This window comes from Gluconobacter albidus (genome assembly GCF_002723915.1).
Lineage (GTDB): Bacteria > Pseudomonadota > Alphaproteobacteria > Acetobacterales > Acetobacteraceae > Gluconobacter > Gluconobacter albidus.
Window position 1 is genome coordinate 43,805 of the sequence record NZ_BEWL01000013.1, and the last position, 16,968, is coordinate 60,772.

A 16,968-nucleotide genomic window follows, 5' to 3' on the forward strand; every position below is an offset into this window, starting at 1 on the left:
AAGCCATAAAACGGTCCATAATTTCCAAAAAATATTGATATATTGACCCAAATCAATATTTAAACTTCCACAACCGCGTAAGTATTCTTTGCGATGGTCTCCGCCGATAGCTCTTGCGAGGAGCGGACGCTAGGGCGCGGTTGAATTTAGGAAAGGACCGAGTGTGTCTCCTTTTGGTGGCCTGAGGATCGTAGGGCAACACCTGCCCAGACGGTGCAGACTGCTATTGGGTGCCGTCATTTTTATCGGGAGTCCTGCGACGGCACTTGCCCAAAGCGCTGATGATCAGGAACTGGCTGCCATCAAAGCCGAAATGCGTATGTTGGAAGGCCGGTTGCAGGCTATTGAGGAGCGTCGACACGCCAAAGCCCCTTCACGCACGGCACATTCCGGCACCACAAAAACACCTCCCGCAGCCCACACAGCAACAGCGGGGAGGATCGAAGAAGCCCGCGTAGGGGGGGCACGTACCGCTCCAACACCCGGGATCATGCCAGTTTCGACAGCAGGTTTCGCTCCATCTGGTGTGACGGCAGGTGCCACTGCGCCGGCTGTTGCGTCTGCCCCTGCCGTCACACATCAGACACCTTCTCCCCTGTTCCAGTGGCTGGGAAACCAGCATAATGAAGCCCACAGGACGTCAATCGATCTGACATCATCAAGCCCGCTCGCGATTACACAGACGGAAGTGGATCATCTTCCCCCTGTGTTCCAGATTGGCAATCTGACCGTTCGCCTCGGCGGCTTCATTGACTTCTCCAATATCTGGAGGAGTTCAAACCTGACCAGCGGCCCGGCGACGGCGTGGAACAATTTTCCTTATGCCAACAGCCCCAATCACGGACTGAGCGAAGAGCGTTTCTCGGCGCAGCTCACACGTTTTTCCACACTCCTGGAAGCAAATCCAACCAAAGCCGTCCGCCTTCAGGCCTATGTTGAAGCAGATTTCGGTGGTTCCGGAGGTACGACGAACAGTGTGCAGATCAACGGTTATACACCCAGGCTGCGTCAGGGCTATTTCACCTTCACCCAGAAAGACTGGGGCTTGCACGTCCTCATGGGACAGGCATGGAGCCTGACGACAAACTACGCCAAGGGTGTCATTCCCCGTCAGGAACAGCTTCCGGCCGTTACGGATAACAACCAGATCCCGGGCATCACCTTCACCCGTGTTCCCCAGATCCGGATCGCCAAGGACTGGGATAAGAAGTACTGGCTGGCGCTGTCCATTGAAGACCCGCAGGCAACCGTGGCTTTTTCAGACTCCCTCAGTTCAGGCGGCATCCTTCCCGCAAGCTATGGTCGCGTGGCCGGACCGCGCGTCTTCTACTCCAATGCAGGCGGTGTACTGCTGAATCCCAATACGCAGTACAGCTACAACCCTGCGCCTGACATCGTTCTCAAGACGGCTGTCGATACGTCTTTCGGGCATTACGAAGTCTTTGGTCTGGCCCGCTGGTTCCGAGGACTGATTCAGCCTGCAGGCGAGAATCATACCCATAAAAACACCCAGTTCGGCGGCGGCGTCGGTGCAGGCATGACCGTACCGCTCGGGACGGACAAGCTACAGTTGACCGGTAACGTACTGGCAGGTCAGGGCGTGGGACGTTACGGACCAACCCTCATTCCCGATACGACATTCGATCAAAATGGAAATCCCAGCCCTGTCCCAGAAATCATGGGGTCGCTTGGACTTGTGGGCCATCCAGCACGCTCCGTTCTGCTCTACACCTATGGGGGCGTGGAAAGCGCGGGCCGTCGGACCTATCTCGGCGCGGACGGACTTCAGCACGGTTATGGCGCGACGGATCTGAACCTGTCCGGCTGTGAATACGAATTCGGAACATGTTCCGCCCAGACAAAAACGCTGGCTTCCCTGACAACGGGCGGCTGGTGGCATTTTCTGGACGGCCATTACGGCAGTGTCATGGGCGGGCTTCAGTACACCTATATCCGGAAGTTCGCCTTCAAGGGTAATGACGGTGCAGGCCATGCTGTCGATCCTACAACCTATGGCCATACGGTGTATGTGACATTCCGATATTACCCGTTCCAGCAATGATGTCTGGAGAAATACTCTTACCCCCCGAAACAGAATTTCGCTTTCCAGCTCAAGACTTTGCGCCCCTCACGGTCATGGTTTCCGGTCTGATTGACCATCCATGACATCCTGGAGAATTTCATGTCTGGCACAACATCTCAGGCGCCTCCCCGGCCTCTGAATCCGGCTCCGGCACAACCGCAGAAACTTCAGCCGCTTTATGTGCTGTCATGGTTCCTGTGCGCGCTGTTTTACTTCTATCAATATGCCATCCGCTCCGCTCCCGGGATCATGCAGGATGAACTGACGCAGGCCTGGGGCAACAGCCATCTCGGTTTGATGATTGCATCTTATTATATTGTCTACGCGCTGATGGCTTTGGCTGTAGGTGTGCTGCTGGACCGGTATGGCGCGCATGCAATCATGCCGATGTTCATTGCCGTAACCGGCGTCGGATGCCTGATTTTCGGTCAGGGCAGTCTGGTCGCCGGGATTGGTGGTTACATCATTCAGGGCATTGGCGCGATCTGTGCTTTTGTGGGCGCTTCTTACGTTGCCGCGCGTTATCTTCCAGCCCGGACACTGGCGCTTTTCGTGGGTTTAACCCAGTGCATGGGCATGGCAGGAGCCGCATTTGGCTCCAAGCCGACCCGCATCCTGATTGATCCGCACGGCTCGTTCCACATTCCCTGGCAGTCTGTCTGGCTGGGCTTCGGCGCTATCGGCCTTCTGCTTGCTGTTGCCGTCTTTTTCGTCATGCCGCGCGATACGGGAGACAGCGACCATCATCATGGCGACATGTCCGTTGCCAACCTGATGCGCCCGTTCAAAATCATTTTCTCCAATCCGCAGAGCTGGATCGCAGGACTTGCCGGTGGTCTGCTGTTCGTCCCGACAACGATTGGCGCACTGGGTTGGGGGGCGCTGATGCTGAGCAAGGGCGAGCATACGACAATGGGTTTTGCGGCCACGGACGTCTCGATGGTCCCCATCGGGTGGGTCATTGGCTGCCCGCTTCTGGGCTGGATTTCCGACAAGATCGGTCGCCGCAAACCTGTTCTGATCGGCGGCGCGGTGGTTCTGCTGGCGGCCTCGCTCTGTGCCCTTTATGTCCCGGTCGGGGTGCTGCCGCACTATTCCGTAGCGCTGGTCATGGGGATTGCGTCAGGTGCTGCCATGATCCCGTTCTCTTCGATGAAGGAAGTCAATCCGCCAGAGGTCAAGGGAACGGCCGCAGGCGTCATGAACTTCCTTGTTTTCGGGACGACCGGGATCATGTCCCCGCTCGTTTCCGCCCTGATGGGCAAGACTGCGCCGGAAACGATGGAGCAGTTCCATACGGCCTTCCTGCCCCTGGTCATCGGGATCGGAATTGCCATCGGTCTGGGCTTCTGTCTCAAGGAAACTGGCTGGAAAGTGCGCAAGGCATCCTGAGTGTTCCAGACAGACTGAAAAAACGAAAAACGGCCCATCTTCATGGGCCGTTTTTTTATGCGCGTTACTTTCCGGCAGTCTTTTCAAACGCTCCGGCAATCGTCAGCGTCACATCATCGCCGACATAGGGGACATATTTCTTTACCCCAAAATCGCTCCGATGGATTGTTGCCTGTGCCTGAAAACCAACCGTATAGGCTTTGTCCATCGGATTGACGCCGGCTCCCACGAAATGGACGTGCAGAACTTCCGGATGCGTCACGCCATGCAGCGTCAGATTCCCGGTAACCAGCGCTTCATCCGCAGCTGTTTGGCGAACCTGCGTCGAGACGAACGTTGCCTCCGGATATTTCGCAACATCGAACCACTCGCCGTTCTTGAGTTCACCCGTCAGAACCGTGCTGGTGGTCGAGACGCTTGAAACCGGAATGGTCACGTTCAGATGCGAGGCATCGGGATGGGCCGAATCAAGCTGGAGCGTTCCCGTAACGCCAGAGAACTGGCCGGAATAATAGGTGAAACCAAAATGCAGGACGGAAAACCCGATCTGCGTATGGCTGGTCTCGACCGAATAGGCACCTGACGGCACGCTTGCTGGCGTGGCGGCGAAAGCGCTGGAAGACAGAAGTGCCGCGGCGAAGACTGCGCCGGCGTTCTTGAAAAAATATGTGTTCATGGGCTTGCGATCTTTCATATGTGTGAAGGTAAAGGCGTCAGCCAAACCGGAAACCGGAGAGGGCTTTTCCCATGATGACATCGCTATAATCACGATGCCCTGCATCAGTTCCCGCCGCACCGGCGGCAAACATCAACGGCAGGAGATGCTCCGGCTCAGGGTGGCAATCATGTGCGAAAGGAGCACGCTCCCAGTCCACAAGGCGACTTCTGCGAAGGTCGGAAGGCGCTTCAATCGCGTTCTGAAGCCAGGTATCAAACGCGACGGACCGGGCATCTGACACAGCATCCGGCCGCATCAGATAACGCATGTTATGATACGTCATGCCGGTGCCCAGCAGCAGGATGTTTTCGCTCCGCAAAGGCTCCAGAACCTGCCCAAGCTGCAGGACATCCGCTGCGCCCATCGTTCTGGGAAGAGAAATTTCCACAACCGGGACACTGGCGTCGGGAAATGCCAGCATGAACGGAATGAACACCCCATGATCCAGCCCCCGCTCCGGGTCTGCGGCGCAGGAAACACCCGCAGCGCTCAGAAGACCGAGCACCTTCGCTGCGACATCAGGCGCACCCGGCACGGGATATTCAAGCTGATAGGTGTGAGGAGGAAAACCGTAATAGTCATAGATCAGCGACGGATGAGGCGCCGACCCGACACGCATCCCGTCCGTTTCCCAGTGCCCGGACATGACGACAATCGCATCCGGCCGACGGGGAAGCGTTCCACTGACAGAGCGAAGATAGGCTGCCATGCGGTCCCATGTGCTTCCCCATTCCATGAAGAAGCATGGGCCACCGCCATGCGGCAGAAAGAGAACAGGCTGTCGGCTCTCCTGATTTTCCTGCAACATCTTCACAACCTCCCTCTTTATTCGGCAAAACGGATGTTGCCACCCTCTCCGGGAAAGAATAATTCCCTGTTTTGGAAAATGATCTGACACCAGGAGTGTGAGATAAATGCTTGATCGTTTCGCCAGCATGCAGGTGTTTGCAAAGGTTGTGGCTCAGGGAAGCTTTTCCGGAGCTGCCCGCTCGCTTGGCCTTTCGCAGACGATGGTAACGAAACACATCGCGGCTCTGGAAAGCCGGCTGGGCATCTCGCTCTTTCATCGCAGCACCCGCAGGCTCTCGCTGACGGAACCTGGACGTCTGTTGCTGATCCGCGCCCAGAAGATCCTCACGGATCTTGAAGACATGGAGCAGGAAGTCTCGGCCGAAAATCAGGAACCCCGGGGCGTTCTGCGACTGAATGCGCCGGTCTCGTTCGCTATCCGGCATGTCGGCCCGATCATGCCGCAATTCAGCCAGCGCCATCCCCTCGTTACGGTTGAACTCGGACTTGATGACCGCAGGATTGATCCGATCACGGAGGGGTGGGACCTGACCCTTCGTATCGGGCGAATGCCGCCAAGCGCATTACGCTCGCGCCCGCTGGCTCAGATAGATTTCGTGGTCTGTGCCGCACCATCCTATCTCAAACGGCATGGCACGCCTCACACCATCGCCGAACTTCAGGAGCATCAGTGTCTGGGCTACACCCTGGGCCAGGAGATTGGCGCGACCCGCTGGAGTTTTGGCCCCAAAGGCGAACGGACTGTCATGGTCAGCGGGCCGATGAGCGCCAATAATGGCGATATTCTGCGAGAGGCCGCCGTTGCGGGACAGGGGATCATCTATCAGCCGCTTTTCATCGTTTCGGAAGAACTGAAATCCGGCAGGCTGGTGCCTCTGTCACTGGACGTGCCCACGATGACAGGGCCGGAACTGCACGCAGTGTATGCCCCGACACCCCATGTCCCGCTCAAAATCCGGGCGATGATTGATTTTCTGCTGGAACAGTATGGGCCGGTCCCGCCCTGGACACTCTGACGGAACCGGCAAAGACGGGTTAGTGAACAGTCGAAGGCGCGGTTTTCTGACGGATCGCAGCGAATTCAGAACCAGCATTCCACTGCGGCCAGTCATGCGAAAACGCCACGTCATGTCCGACTTTCCAGACGGCCCAGACGTCCTGCGCAGCGCCCCTGACATCCCAGTCCGGGCTCCAGGCGTCGCAGGCCTGATGGTAGCAGGCCATGTAAGCCGTCAGCCATTTACCGCCTGCTTCCGTCCCACCTTTCACGAGATCGAACTTCCCGGCCATGTCCATCACCGCAAGAACCGGCACACCCGCGCGTGCGAACGGCAGATGATCGGCGCGGTAAAACGCCCCGCGTTCTGGCATCGCTTCCGGCTGGGTCGTGCGTCCCTGAAGCGATGCCGCAGCCGCAAACTGGTCCTGCAGGGTGTTCTGCCCTGCGCCGATAATGAAGGCGTTATGCGCAGGGCCGGCCATCTGCAGGACATCCATCGTCAGGTTGGCCGCGGTCTTATCCAGCGGGGCCAACGGATGGGCCACATACCATCCTGAACCCAGCAGGCCCCGCTCCTCGCCCGTCCAGGCGGCGAAACGGACCGTCCGATCGGGTTTCGGTCCTGCCTTGAAAGCCCGGGCAATTTCAAAAAGCGCTGCAATACCGGAGCCATCGTCAATCGCACCACGTCTGATGACCGTATTGCCCTGCGCATCCGTGCTTTTGCCGTAAGCATCCCAGTGGGCGCCGAACATGACCGTCTCATCCGGATATTTCGCACCCGTGATCTTCGCGAGCACGTTCTGGCTCTTGAGGCGGTCAACCGTAACCGGAAGATCGGCCGAGAATGCCGTGTGCTTCAGAGTGACCGGCCGAAAATCCTCCGAGCGTGCCTTGATGCGAAGCGTTTCAAGATCCAGCCCCGCCTGCCGGAACAGTGCATCCGCGGCTTTTCCCTCAAGCCAGCCCTGAACGGGCACGGGGCGGCTTTCGCTGGCCCCATGTTCCACATCATAGGCTTCACCACCCGGCGCGATCACGGTGCTCCACGGATAGGAAGCGCCAGCCGTATCATGGACGATCAAAGCCGCAACGGCACCACGGCGGGCCGCTTCCTCGTATTTATAGGTCCAGCGGCCGTAATACGTCATGGTTTTTCCGCCAAAACGTCCTGAAACGGGCTCGCCGGGGGCGGCATCGAAATCAGGGTCGTTCACGAGGAAAATCGCGACCTTGCCCTTGAGATCCACACCCTTGAAATCATCCCAGTGGCGCTCCGGCGCATGGACACCGTAGCCGACAAAAACCATTGGCGCATTTTTGACGGCCAGCCGATCCTCGGGCAACAGGGTCGAGAGGTAGATATCCTTCATCTGAGCAAGAGAAAGCGTTTTGCCGCCAGTCCGGGCCGCAACAGATCCCGTCGCACCGGTTCTGGTTCGAAGCATGGGGACATCCTGCGTCCATCCGCCATTTTCGCCCGCAGGCTCAAGTCCCAGCGCCTTGTATTGTTCGATCAGCCAGGGAACCGTAACCTTCTCCCCTTCCGTTCCCGGAGCACGGCCTTCAAACCGGTCCGAAGACAAAACCTTCATTGCTTCCGACATCCGCGACGGACTGATATCTGCTGAAGGATCAGCGTATCCCGCGACGGGATTCAGCAGACCAGCCGTCAGCGCGGTGGCAAGAAAGAGAATGCGGCGGGAAAAGGTTTTCTGCTTCATGACAGGCATTACTTTCATTGGGTATTTTGAGACTGTAAGGCCGGGTTCCCGGTCTTGATAATGTCGCGATCCAGCCGGTCACGACGGATATAGACGCTTTTTTCAACCGGATCCCGCTGATAATCATGCGCGAGAACTTTCAGGACGCAGGGCATGTAATCCGTTGCGCTCCATCGTCCCCAGACACGGTAATCATCAAAATATATAACGGGCGGAAGATCAGCGGAGAGATCCACACACAAATCGCGCTTATATCCAAACCATGGGTGGCGGCCATAGTCTGCTTCCCATGGAAGATATTCATGATATTTCCTCATGGAGAGGCGACCTGCATAAATATAAACATCCGGATTATATGGAATAACCAGAATCCTCTCCTTCGGACCGGAGTATTTCTGGATAACTTTAACAAAGCCGACATCCGTATTCTCACGGATTGGATGAAAACCGACCTCCCGCTGCTGCTCACGGTTCATTGCATAGGGGGAAGACGTTGCCTGCCGCAGGCCCGTGACAAACATGATGCAGAATAATGCCGCGATCAGAACGCCTATGGTCTCGCGCGACTGTGCAATCCGCATCACCATGAGAACGCAAAGCGTAAGGGCGCCCATGACGAATGTGCCGTCCTGAAAGCCCATCGCCCCACGCACCTGTGTCATGAGCACAGCACCCAAGAATAACAGGACGGCCAGCCGGTGCCGGGATGTCGCAAACAGAAGGATACCCCCACAATAGAAACAGATCGTAGCCAGAGACTGGACAAGGGCGGCCTGTTGAAGCGACGGTATGAGGCTTCGGGCCAGCGGTCCCGGACCAACGTCGATATAGAGGGCATAATAGAACTGGTTTGCAATGAAGTGATAGGCGATCATCCCCCCCAGATCACCATAAAGCAACATCCAGAACAGACAGACACCAATCGCTACCCCGCCCCCGGCGAGAAGGTGAGGAACAGCCTTTCCGTATCCGGGACGGCGTACAGCCAGAACAGACAAGCCCATCAGGACAACAGTTGGAGCAAAGGAATAGGCTGTCAGAGGCAGAAGAGCGAGACAGGCGCCCCCGCATCGCGCCTGCCATCTTCCAATGTCTTCTCCCAGCAATAGCGGGAGAGCTACCAGCGCCGTTACACAGCCGAGAAGATCCCCGCCAACAGTCCAGTAGCTGTCCATGTTGAAAGCCTGAACCGTCCACTGAGCAGCCATCGCGGCAAGCCACATGCCAACGGCAAGAAACCGGGCAGAATTTTTCTGAAGTACCGGAGAATAGAATACTGCAACGGCAGTTCCTATCGTACAGATAATAGAAACAAGACGCATCAGATACGCGTGACGGAAGTCGGCAAACAGACCGACACTCCAGGACAGAATGAAAATCAGGGGGCCATGAGCGTCAATGTAGTCCCGATACAGGATATCACCTTTCGCTATGGCCAATCCACCCAGCATATGTCCGGACTCATCTCCGAAAGATGGTGCTCCGAGGCCATAGAACGCTTTAAGGCTGAAATACAGTACACCCAGAAATGCCAGAAGCGGACCGCAAGACGACATGACATTCATTCTGCGCATCAATATCGTCTGCTCCTGAGTCCTGTATGAAAAGTCAGGAAGAAGATTGTAATTTCTTCCCGACCGCGATTACTTGCCCGATTCAGACACAAGACCACGATGAACAAGCATCGGGGTGATGTCAGGATCCTTGCCGTAGAAGGCTTTGAACATCGGGCCGTAATCCATCGTATGCCCCTTTGAGAGGATCATGTCGCGAAAGCGCTGTCCATTCTCACGCGTCAGACCGCCGTGATCCTGAAACCAGGCAAACGCGTCCTGATCCAGCATTTCCGTCCACAGATAGGCGTAATAACCAGCGGAATAGCCATTGGACCAGATATGCAGGAAATCGCTGGAACGATAACGCGGGGGAACGGCTGCAACGTCCAGCCCCGTGCCGTTCAGCGCTTCGCTTTCAAATTTATCCACATCCTGACGCGGAGCCGAGACCGGCAGGCCGTGCCATTTCATATCCAGTTCGGCTGCGGCGACGATTTCACCAAGTGCATAGCCCTGATTGAAATGCGCAGCCTTGCGGATTTTCTCAACCAGTGCTGCCGGCATCGGAGCCCCAGTCTTGTAGTGGCGGGCGTAATGCGACAGGACCTTCGGATCCAACGCCCAATTCTCGTTGAACTGGGACGGAAACTCCACGAAATCCCGTGCCACGCTGGTGCCGGAAAGCGACGGATACGTCTGGTCCGCAAACAGGCCGTGCAGGGCATGGCCGAATTCGTGGAACATGGTCGTCACATCATCGGAGGTGATGAGCTGCGGCTGACTTGGAGCGGCCTTGGTGAAGTTGGCAACGTTATAGATGACCGGCTTCGTTCCCAGCAGCTTCGACTGCCCGACAAAGTTGGACATCCAGGCACCGCCCGACTTGTTATCCCGCTTGAAGTAATCGAAATACATCAGACCAAGCGGAGAACCGTCCTTGTCATGAACTTCGAAGACCATGACATCCGGCTGATAAACAGGAATGTCCGTCCGCTGCTGAAATGTAATGCCATAGAGCTGATTGGCAGCGAAGAACACGCCATCTGTCAGGACCGTTTTGAGTTCGAAATACGGTTTGATCTCATCCTGATCGAGATTGTACTTCGCACGGCGTACCTGACCGGAATAATACTCCCAGTCCCAGGGCTTCAGATCAAACCTGCCGCCATCCTTGCGAATGGTCTCCTGAAGAACCGCTGCTTCGCGTTTCTGTTCCGCAGCTGTTGCCGGGACAAGCTGCTGCATGAAGTTTTCAGCGGCTTCCGGCGTCCTGGCCATCTGGTCATACAGGGTATAGGCAGCAAAATTCGGATATCCGAAAAGTGCGGCTTTCTGTGCCCGAAGCTGCGCCAGTTCAGCAATCGTGGCGCGGGTGTCGTTCTCATCTCCCTTTTCCGCCCGCGTCCAGCTCTGGTCAAAAAGGGCCTTTCGCGTATCGCGGTCGGTCAGGGATGAGAGATCAGGCTGCTGCGTCGTGTTCTGAAGCGGGATAACCCACTTGCCCGTGAGTTTGCGCTCCTGCGCAGCCTTGGCGGCGGAGGCGATCGCATTCGCGTCCATACCCGCCAGCGCTTTCTCGTTATCCACGACCAGCGCACCCGCTTTGGCGCTCGCAATCAGCTTCTGCTCATACTGCGTTTCGAGATTGGACAGCCGCGTATTGATCGCACGCAGCTTCGTTTTGTCAGCCGCAGAAAGCTGCGCTCCGGCATGTACGAACTGCTGATAATAAATATCGAGGAGCTGCGCCTGTTCGGGTGTCAGTGTCAGCTTTTCCCGGCGGTCATAAAGCGATTTCACACGCGCAAAGAGCTTTGCGTTGAGATAGACTTCATCTTCATGAGCCGTCAGACGCGGGGCTTCCGCACTCTGCACCTTGTCCAGCGCATCGTTTGTATTGGCCTGATAGACACCATAGAACGTCATCTGCACGCGGTTGAGCGTCTGACCTGCCCGCTCCATTGCTTCAATGGTGTTGTCGAAGGTCGGGGCCGCGCGATTATTGGCAATCGCATTGATCTCGCGCAGATGCTCGGCCATGCCGCGTTCGAACGCCGGGGCGTAGTCGCTGTCCTTGATCTGATCGAAGCGGGGCGCCTGAAAAGGCAGCGTACTTGCCGAAAAAAACGGGTTCGTCGCAGCCGCATGTGCTTCAGCAGAAAGAGAGAAAGCCGAAACCGCAGCAACTGCGGCGAGCCTGAAATTGAAAGCCATGAAATCGCCTGTGACATTCGTGATGGTGTCGAACCGTATGGCCTTCACGACAGATCGTCAAACGCATGCCCCTGCCTTTGGAAAAGGCGCAAAACCAGTCAGTTGGCACTTGACGTCATTTTCTCGTTGGCGCGCGCGAACGCCACTCCCTAGACCGGGAGAGTGTGTTGGCACAGCCGCCTTAGGAGCGGTGTTTTCTTAGTCGGAGGCAACAATGGACTGGACAGCGCTGTTCCAGACAATCCTGCCCTATCTGCCCGCCAGATATGCTGGCGATATCGTTTCAATCGTAACTTTCCTGATCGCTGCGGCCGCCCTGGCTCTTCGCTTCTGGAAACCCCCTGCCAGCACGTCAAAGCTGTTGCCGCTCTTTCAGATCGTCAGCGCCGTGGCGCAGGCCAAAGGCTGGAACACCAGTGCGTATCAGCCGGGGTCGAAAGCAATCATGGTTCCGGTCGGTTCCTCGCGGGCCAATGACTCCGCAAAACTCGGACTGGACGTGGCCTCGACACATCCCAAGGCCGGTGAGGTCCCCAGACGTACCGACTGATTTTCGAATTTTTCCTGCAGATATTTTCATTAATCGCAGCCGCCTTCGGGGCGGTTTTTTTATGTGTGGAGCATTTAATGATTCGTAACCGTCTTATTGCCCTGGGCCTTGGCACCGTTCTTCTCGTTTCCATGAGCGCCTGCACCACGACCGCGAACACGGCCTCGTTCAACACGAGCGCCCTGAGCAACGATGCCGCAGCCATTGCCTACGCGGTTCAGGCGATCGAAAGCATTCCCGAACTCGAAAGCCACCTGTCCGCCAAAGACAAGGCGGAATTCGACAACCTGATCGCCCAGATCAAGAGCGTCTCGGCACAGGTCGCGGCCAATTCGAATGGCACGATCACCATTGCCACCGGCAAGGACTGGGCCAAGAGCCTTGGAACGGATCTTCAGACCCTGCTGGCCATCGCAACGCCCATCGTGAAGGCCTACTCGCCGTCAACCGCAGGCTACATGTCCACGGTTGCTGCCATGATTCCGCTGGTCGAAGCCCTTACTGGCGTAACGGCCGCTCCTTTCGCCGCTCCGGCAGAAACGCCAGAACTGATCCGCGCCCGGATCTATCAGGGCGTCTGAGCCTCAATCCAACAGTCCCGATACGGGAGCGGTTCACCTGAACCGCTCCTCCCAGATGTTTGTGTTTCCCTGCCGGAGTTCCCCATGTCCCGATGCCTTGGCAAGCTTACCCCCAGACATGACCCACGTACCTATCGCCTCGCCCCGATGCTGGCCTCGCGCCTTCCGGCAGTTCCAGCGGAGAAAGACTGGTCCACAGGCGTACCCTACCAGATGTGGGGAAACGACCGCTACGGATGCTGCGCCTTCGCAGCCCAGGCCGCCCTGACAGCGACATGGACCCATGCCGCACAGGCACTGGTCGTGCTGCCCACAAGCATGGTGCTGAACAATTACGCAGCCGTCACCGGTTTTGACCCACAGACAGGTGCACGGGACAACGGGACAGTCCTGCTGGACGAGCTGAATTTCTGGCTGCGCGAGGGCCTTCACCGCCCTGGCCAGACACTGGACTACCTGACCGCCTATGGCACGATCGATCCTCAGGACTGCGATGGCATCCGGCGCGGCATCTGCTATCTGGGCGGCGTACTCGCAGGCGTTCAGGTTCCGCAGGGGTTCATGGATCTGCCCCTGGGCGCAACGTGGGACTGGAACGCCATTTCCAACAGAACCCCGGTGGGTGGTCACGCGATTGCGCTTGTCGGCTACGATCCTGAAGGGCTTTTCTTCAATACATGGGGGACGCGGACCTTCATGCCGTGGGACACGTTCAAGAAGATCGCCGACGAAGCCTACGGTCTGCTGTCGCGCCAGAATTGGCTCTCCATTCCCGGAACATCTCCCAACGGGGAGACGTTCGACACGCTTCTGGCAGAAGTGCGGGGCGTATGAAGAATGGGTGGACCCTACAGGTATTTTTAAACGGGAGCGGAGAGACCAAGCGCCTTTCCCGCGGCCGTGGCAACGTCGTGCCGCAGCTTCACGACGCTATGGCCGCCTGAAGGATGTACCCGGTTCGTCAGGATCAGCACATAGCTGTCACTGTCCGGATCAATCCACAGGGATGTGCCGACGAAACCGGTGTGACCAAAGGAGCGTCGGGAAAATACGTCACCACGAGGGGAGGAATAATGGGTGTCGATATCCCAGCCCAGCCCCCGCAGATCCGTTTTCCCGGTCGGCTGTTGCGGCGTAGTCATAAGTACGAGCGTTTCCTGCCGCAGCGGGAAACGGCTCGGACGTCCTTTCAGCCGATCCAGAAGCGCCTGCGCGTAAAGGGACATATCCTGCGCGTCCGAGAAGAAACCGGCATGTCCTGCCACACCTCCCATTCTGCGCGCTGTCGGATCGTGAACCACGCCGCGTAACATGACGCCCTGTGCGTCATACTGGGTCGGAGCAATGAGCGGTCTCAGACTGGAGGACGGAAGGTAGCCGGACTCCGTCATTCCCAACGGATCAAGGATATTGACCTTCACATACTGATTGAGCGGCACCCCGCTCAGCTTTTCCACCAGCAGCCCCAGCATAATATAATTGATGTCGCTATAAACGAATTTTTCGCCGGGCTGATTGATCAGAGGCGACGTCATGGCGCGCCTCACGCCTTCGGCCTTGCCAGTCCACGGATCGTTCAGCGGCACATCTGGCGGTAGGCCGGAGTAATGGGTCAGCAGCATGCGGGTGGTGATGTTACCTTTGTCGTTACACGCAAATTCCGGAAAATACTGGCTGACCCGCTCATCCAGACCCATCCTGCCCTGCTCGACAAGCTGCATCACCGAAAGCGCCGTCATGGTCGGCTTGGTCAGGGACGCCATATCGAAGTGCGTATCCCAGCTCAGAGGTTCCGGAACTGGGACAATGGCGCGCTTCCCATACATGAACCGGTGCACGATTTTTTCGTCATGTCCGATGACGACAACAGCACCCGGCGCTTCCCCTTGCCTGACGGTATCACGAACCAGAACATCCACCGCCTCGAAAGACGGCGTCGGCCGCGCACAGGCCACGACCTGGCTGACGCAGACAGCTGCGCCGCCCAACAGGACGTGACGCCGTTTCAGAGAACCATATTTCGCTTCGGCGCGCCTGTCTGACATATTCCTGCTTTCCCCGCTCCTGATCTGGAGCGTGAAGACTAGCTGTTTTTTACGAATACGCAACAGAATGGGACAGAGAGTAGCATCGGTCATGGTATGGGAAAATTTTCTCCTGTATGACGCTGCTCAGTTCTGAAAATCATTCGTTATTGCGAGTATTGTCATTTGTTTGAAAAACGCCTGACCCTCACGCCGTCCATGAACAGGATTGCAGTTTACACGCTGTCACTGGTGTTCGGCCTTTTTCAGGCTCTGCGATGCTTTCCGATGGCGCTAATCCGCGGGCAGGTGCCGACCTATGCCCAGACCGGCCGGGAAGATTTCATCCAGCACATTATTGGCCAGATCTATTTTCTGCGACAGGACTGGCACTGGCCTCTCCTGGTCGACCAGCGGCTGAATGTGTCTCCTGGTACCAATATTGCCCTTACGGACAGTATTCCCCTTGAAACCTTGCTCCTGAAAATCGTCCACCCATTTTTCCCAGACATGCTTCAGGGAATTACCCTCTATCTTGCACTCTGCTGGACCCTGCAACCAGTCTGCGCAGTCTTTGCACTCCGATCCTTGGGCGAAAAACGTCTTCTGCCTGCGCTTGCAGCCGCAATCTTTGCGGCCTGTTTTCCGACCTTTCTCTTCAGGATCGGACATGCAGCCCTTTGCGGACAGTGGATCCTGCTGCTGGCAATTGGTCTTTATTTCAGGGGGACGCGACCCGGCGCAGGTCCCGGACCGGTGTGGCTGCTGGCTCTTCTGAACACCCTGACACTTCTGATTCATCCCTATCTCATGGTGATGACCGGAGCGGTTCTCGGAGCGGTTCCCCTGACACTCCTGCTGCGGGACAGAAGCTGGAAAACCTTTGTGCCTGCCGCCATGGCTACGGCCGCATCAGGGCTGGGGATCGTCATTATTGGATCGGCTCTGGGATACTGGGGAGGAATGAGCGGCGGCGGTTACGGTTTCTATTCCATGAACCTCGCCTCGCCTTTCTGGCCAGCCCACTCCAGCCTGTTTCCTTCCGTTCCCATACAGCTCGCGGAAGCGACCGGGGGACAATATGAAGGGTATCAGTATCTTGGTGCCGGTGTGTTGCTTGTTCTTGGAATGGCTCTGCTGAACCGCAAGGGCATCGCACTTCTCATACAACTGACAAAACAGCATGTCGGCCTTTTTCTGGCATGCCTGGCGCTAACGGCCATCGCCGTTTCAAACCGCGTCTATTTCCTGCATATTCCCGTCCTGCTGACACATTTTACTATGCCGGGCGCGGAGCAGATGCGCTCTTCGGGACGTATGTTCTGGCCGGTTGCGTATGTGATGATGATTGGCGGCATTTACATTCTGTGCCGGGTCTGGCCAAAGGTCTGGCCTCTGGTCCTGCTCGCGGGAATAACGCTGCAATGGCAGGATACCCTTGGCATGCGCCAAGGTGTCCAATGGGTTGAAAATACGATCCTTACTCCGCCCGCTCCAGAAGACAGTGAGTCTCTGGCGCTGATGAAGCCCTTCGACAAAATCGAAATCCACCCCAGACTGGAATGCGATAGCGCTGATTCGCGTTATATTATGCGGTTCCTGTATGCGGCGGCGCTCCAAAACGCCTCGGTCAACACGATGTATACAGCAAGACTGATGCCGGAAGCCGCCTGTCATATGTCGGCAGAACAGCCTCACCCCCTTGATCGACAAACCCTTGTCATTCTGACCGGCACATCGCAACGCATTCACGCCCTGAGCTGGTCGAGGCTGCAACATGCGCAATGCGGAGTCATGGACAAAGCGACCTTCTGCGTTGCAGCAGACGTGCCCTTTCCCGCAGGTCTGTCGCCTGCGCTGCAGGCGCCTGTCCTGCCGATCGGTCAGGAGATTGTTACTGCCGGCCCGCAGTTTAGGAACGAAGAAATTCTGGAAAGTGGCTGGTCTGCCCCCGAAGACTGGGGCGTGTGGAGCGAGACGCCTGATCCCAGCCTTTACCTGCATCTGCCTGCAGAGGTTCACAGGGCAAATCTCGTACTGCGGATGCACTCTACACCCGGCACGCCCCAGCATGTCCGTGTTCTCCTGAACGGCACACAGATCGCCGAATGGGACGTACAGCCCGACGAGGCGGACTATAAAGCCGATTTCCCCCTAACCCCCGAGACACAGTCTGCAAGCCTGCAGTTACAGATCAGCAACCCGGTGCGTATTGGACAGGATCCGCGTCTTCTGGGAATTGCGCTCCTCAGCCTCAAAGTCATCGGACTGGATTGAAAGCTCCTGAGACCGGGCACGACCGTGCCCGGTCTTCCG

The 16,968-nt window shown here is 57.1% G+C and carries 13 protein-coding genes; 7 read left to right on the plus strand and 6 right to left on the minus strand.

Annotation, left to right across the window (positions count from 1 at the left end; translation table 11 throughout):
• Positions 1 to 220 precede the first annotated feature (220 nt).
• Together GAL01_RS13300 and GAL01_RS13305 are read left to right on the plus strand one after the other, a co-directional pair.
• The gene (locus GAL01_RS13300) at positions 221 to 2,062 is read left to right on the plus strand and encodes a hypothetical protein (protein ID WP_062028932.1); all 1,842 of its coding nucleotides are present in this window, start codon (positions 221 to 223) and stop codon (positions 2,060 to 2,062) included.
• A gap of 120 nt (positions 2,063 to 2,182) precedes the next feature.
• Positions 2,183 to 3,475 carry an MFS transporter gene (locus tag GAL01_RS13305; RefSeq protein ID WP_062028930.1) on the plus strand — a complete coding sequence of 431 codons (1,293 nt, stop codon included), beginning with the start codon at positions 2,183 to 2,185 and terminating at the stop codon, positions 3,473 to 3,475.
• A 64-nt stretch (positions 3,476 to 3,539) separates the two neighbouring features.
• On the opposite strand, the gene GAL01_RS13310 is transcribed toward GAL01_RS13305, so the two are convergent.
• On the minus strand, positions 3,540 to 4,151 hold the full coding sequence (locus GAL01_RS13310) for a YceI family protein (RefSeq protein WP_062028885.1): 612 nt from the start codon (positions 4,149 to 4,151) through the stop codon (positions 3,540 to 3,542).
• A gap of 37 nt (positions 4,152 to 4,188) precedes the next feature.
• Positions 4,189 to 5,001, minus strand: coding sequence for a DODA-type extradiol aromatic ring-opening family dioxygenase (locus tag GAL01_RS13315; protein ID WP_062028928.1), 813 nt, complete (start codon positions 4,999 to 5,001; stop codon positions 4,189 to 4,191).
• Between the two features lie 106 nt (positions 5,002 to 5,107).
• Here GAL01_RS13315 and GAL01_RS13320 point away from each other — a divergent pair, with 106 nt between their 5' ends.
• Positions 5,108 to 6,019, plus strand: a complete 912-nt coding sequence (locus GAL01_RS13320; protein WP_062028882.1) for a LysR family transcriptional regulator — start codon at positions 5,108 to 5,110, stop codon at positions 6,017 to 6,019.
• A 19-nt stretch (positions 6,020 to 6,038) separates the two neighbouring features.
• Here the strand turns inward: GAL01_RS13320 and GAL01_RS13325 are convergent, their stop codons facing one another.
• From GAL01_RS13325 to GAL01_RS13335, 3 genes are all read right to left on the minus strand, one after another.
• A complete protein-coding gene (locus tag GAL01_RS13325; RefSeq protein ID WP_062028926.1) occupies positions 6,039 to 7,727 on the minus strand; it encodes a M28 family metallopeptidase in 1,689 nt (562 codons plus the stop codon).
• A gap of 14 nt (positions 7,728 to 7,741) precedes the next feature.
• Positions 7,742 to 9,301, minus strand: a complete 1,560-nt coding sequence (locus GAL01_RS16085) for a hypothetical protein (RefSeq protein ID WP_231865270.1) — start codon at positions 9,299 to 9,301, stop codon at positions 7,742 to 7,744.
• Positions 9,302 to 9,370: 69 nt separating this feature from the next.
• Positions 9,371 to 11,497, minus strand: a complete 2,127-nt coding sequence (locus tag GAL01_RS13335; protein ID WP_062028922.1) for a M3 family metallopeptidase — start codon at positions 11,495 to 11,497, stop codon at positions 9,371 to 9,373.
• A gap of 214 nt (positions 11,498 to 11,711) precedes the next feature.
• On the opposite strand from GAL01_RS13335, the gene GAL01_RS13340 reads away from it, so the two are divergent.
• The 3 genes from GAL01_RS13340 to GAL01_RS13350 all read left to right on the plus strand — a co-directional run bounded on the left by GAL01_RS13340 (position 11,712) and on the right by GAL01_RS13350 (position 13,462).
• The gene (locus GAL01_RS13340; RefSeq protein ID WP_062028881.1) at positions 11,712 to 12,047 is read left to right on the plus strand and encodes a hypothetical protein; all 336 of its coding nucleotides are present in this window, start codon (positions 11,712 to 11,714) and stop codon (positions 12,045 to 12,047) included.
• Positions 12,048 to 12,124: 77 nt separating this feature from the next.
• Complete coding sequence (locus GAL01_RS13345; RefSeq protein WP_062028879.1) at positions 12,125 to 12,628, plus strand: hypothetical protein; 504 nt, start codon at positions 12,125 to 12,127, stop codon at positions 12,626 to 12,628.
• 84 nt (positions 12,629 to 12,712) lie between these two features.
• Complete coding sequence (locus GAL01_RS13350; RefSeq protein ID WP_062028877.1) at positions 12,713 to 13,462, plus strand: C1 family peptidase; 750 nt, start codon at positions 12,713 to 12,715, stop codon at positions 13,460 to 13,462.
• 26 nt (positions 13,463 to 13,488) lie between these two features.
• Here the strand turns inward: GAL01_RS13350 and GAL01_RS13355 are convergent, their stop codons facing one another.
• On the minus strand, positions 13,489 to 14,673 hold the full coding sequence (locus tag GAL01_RS13355) for a serine hydrolase domain-containing protein (RefSeq protein ID WP_062028875.1): 1,185 nt from the start codon (positions 14,671 to 14,673) through the stop codon (positions 13,489 to 13,491).
• 165 nt (positions 14,674 to 14,838) lie between these two features.
• Here GAL01_RS13355 and GAL01_RS13360 point away from each other — a divergent pair, with 165 nt between their 5' ends.
• Positions 14,839 to 16,929 carry a DUF6311 domain-containing protein gene (locus GAL01_RS13360; RefSeq protein WP_062028873.1) on the plus strand — a complete coding sequence of 697 codons (2,091 nt, stop codon included), beginning with the start codon at positions 14,839 to 14,841 and terminating at the stop codon, positions 16,927 to 16,929.
• The last annotated feature ends 39 nt before the right edge of the window (positions 16,930 to 16,968 follow it).

Coding starts and splice junctions, on each gene's coding strand:
- GAL01_RS16085 (WP_231865270.1), bottom strand. CDS start 9,301: ATGCGCAGAATGAATGTCATGTCGTCTTGCGGTCCGCTTCTGGCATTT.
- GAL01_RS13315 (WP_062028928.1), bottom strand. CDS start 5,001: ATGTTGCAGGAAAATCAGGAGAGCCGACAGCCTGTTCTCTTTCTGCCG.
- GAL01_RS13350 (WP_062028877.1), top strand. CDS start 12,713: ATGTCCCGATGCCTTGGCAAGCTTACCCCCAGACATGACCCACGTACC.
- GAL01_RS13320 (WP_062028882.1), top strand. CDS start 5,108: ATGCTTGATCGTTTCGCCAGCATGCAGGTGTTTGCAAAGGTTGTGGCT.
- GAL01_RS13310 (WP_062028885.1), bottom strand. CDS start 4,151: ATGAACACATATTTTTTCAAGAACGCCGGCGCAGTCTTCGCCGCGGCA.
- GAL01_RS13345 (WP_062028879.1), top strand. CDS start 12,125: ATGATTCGTAACCGTCTTATTGCCCTGGGCCTTGGCACCGTTCTTCTC.
- GAL01_RS13305 (WP_062028930.1), top strand. CDS start 2,183: ATGTCTGGCACAACATCTCAGGCGCCTCCCCGGCCTCTGAATCCGGCT.
- GAL01_RS13335 (WP_062028922.1), bottom strand. CDS start 11,497: ATGGCTTTCAATTTCAGGCTCGCCGCAGTTGCTGCGGTTTCGGCTTTC.
- GAL01_RS13355 (WP_062028875.1), bottom strand. CDS start 14,673: ATGTCAGACAGGCGCGCCGAAGCGAAATATGGTTCTCTGAAACGGCGT.
- GAL01_RS13340 (WP_062028881.1), top strand. CDS start 11,712: ATGGACTGGACAGCGCTGTTCCAGACAATCCTGCCCTATCTGCCCGCC.
- GAL01_RS13325 (WP_062028926.1), bottom strand. CDS start 7,727: ATGAAGCAGAAAACCTTTTCCCGCCGCATTCTCTTTCTTGCCACCGCG.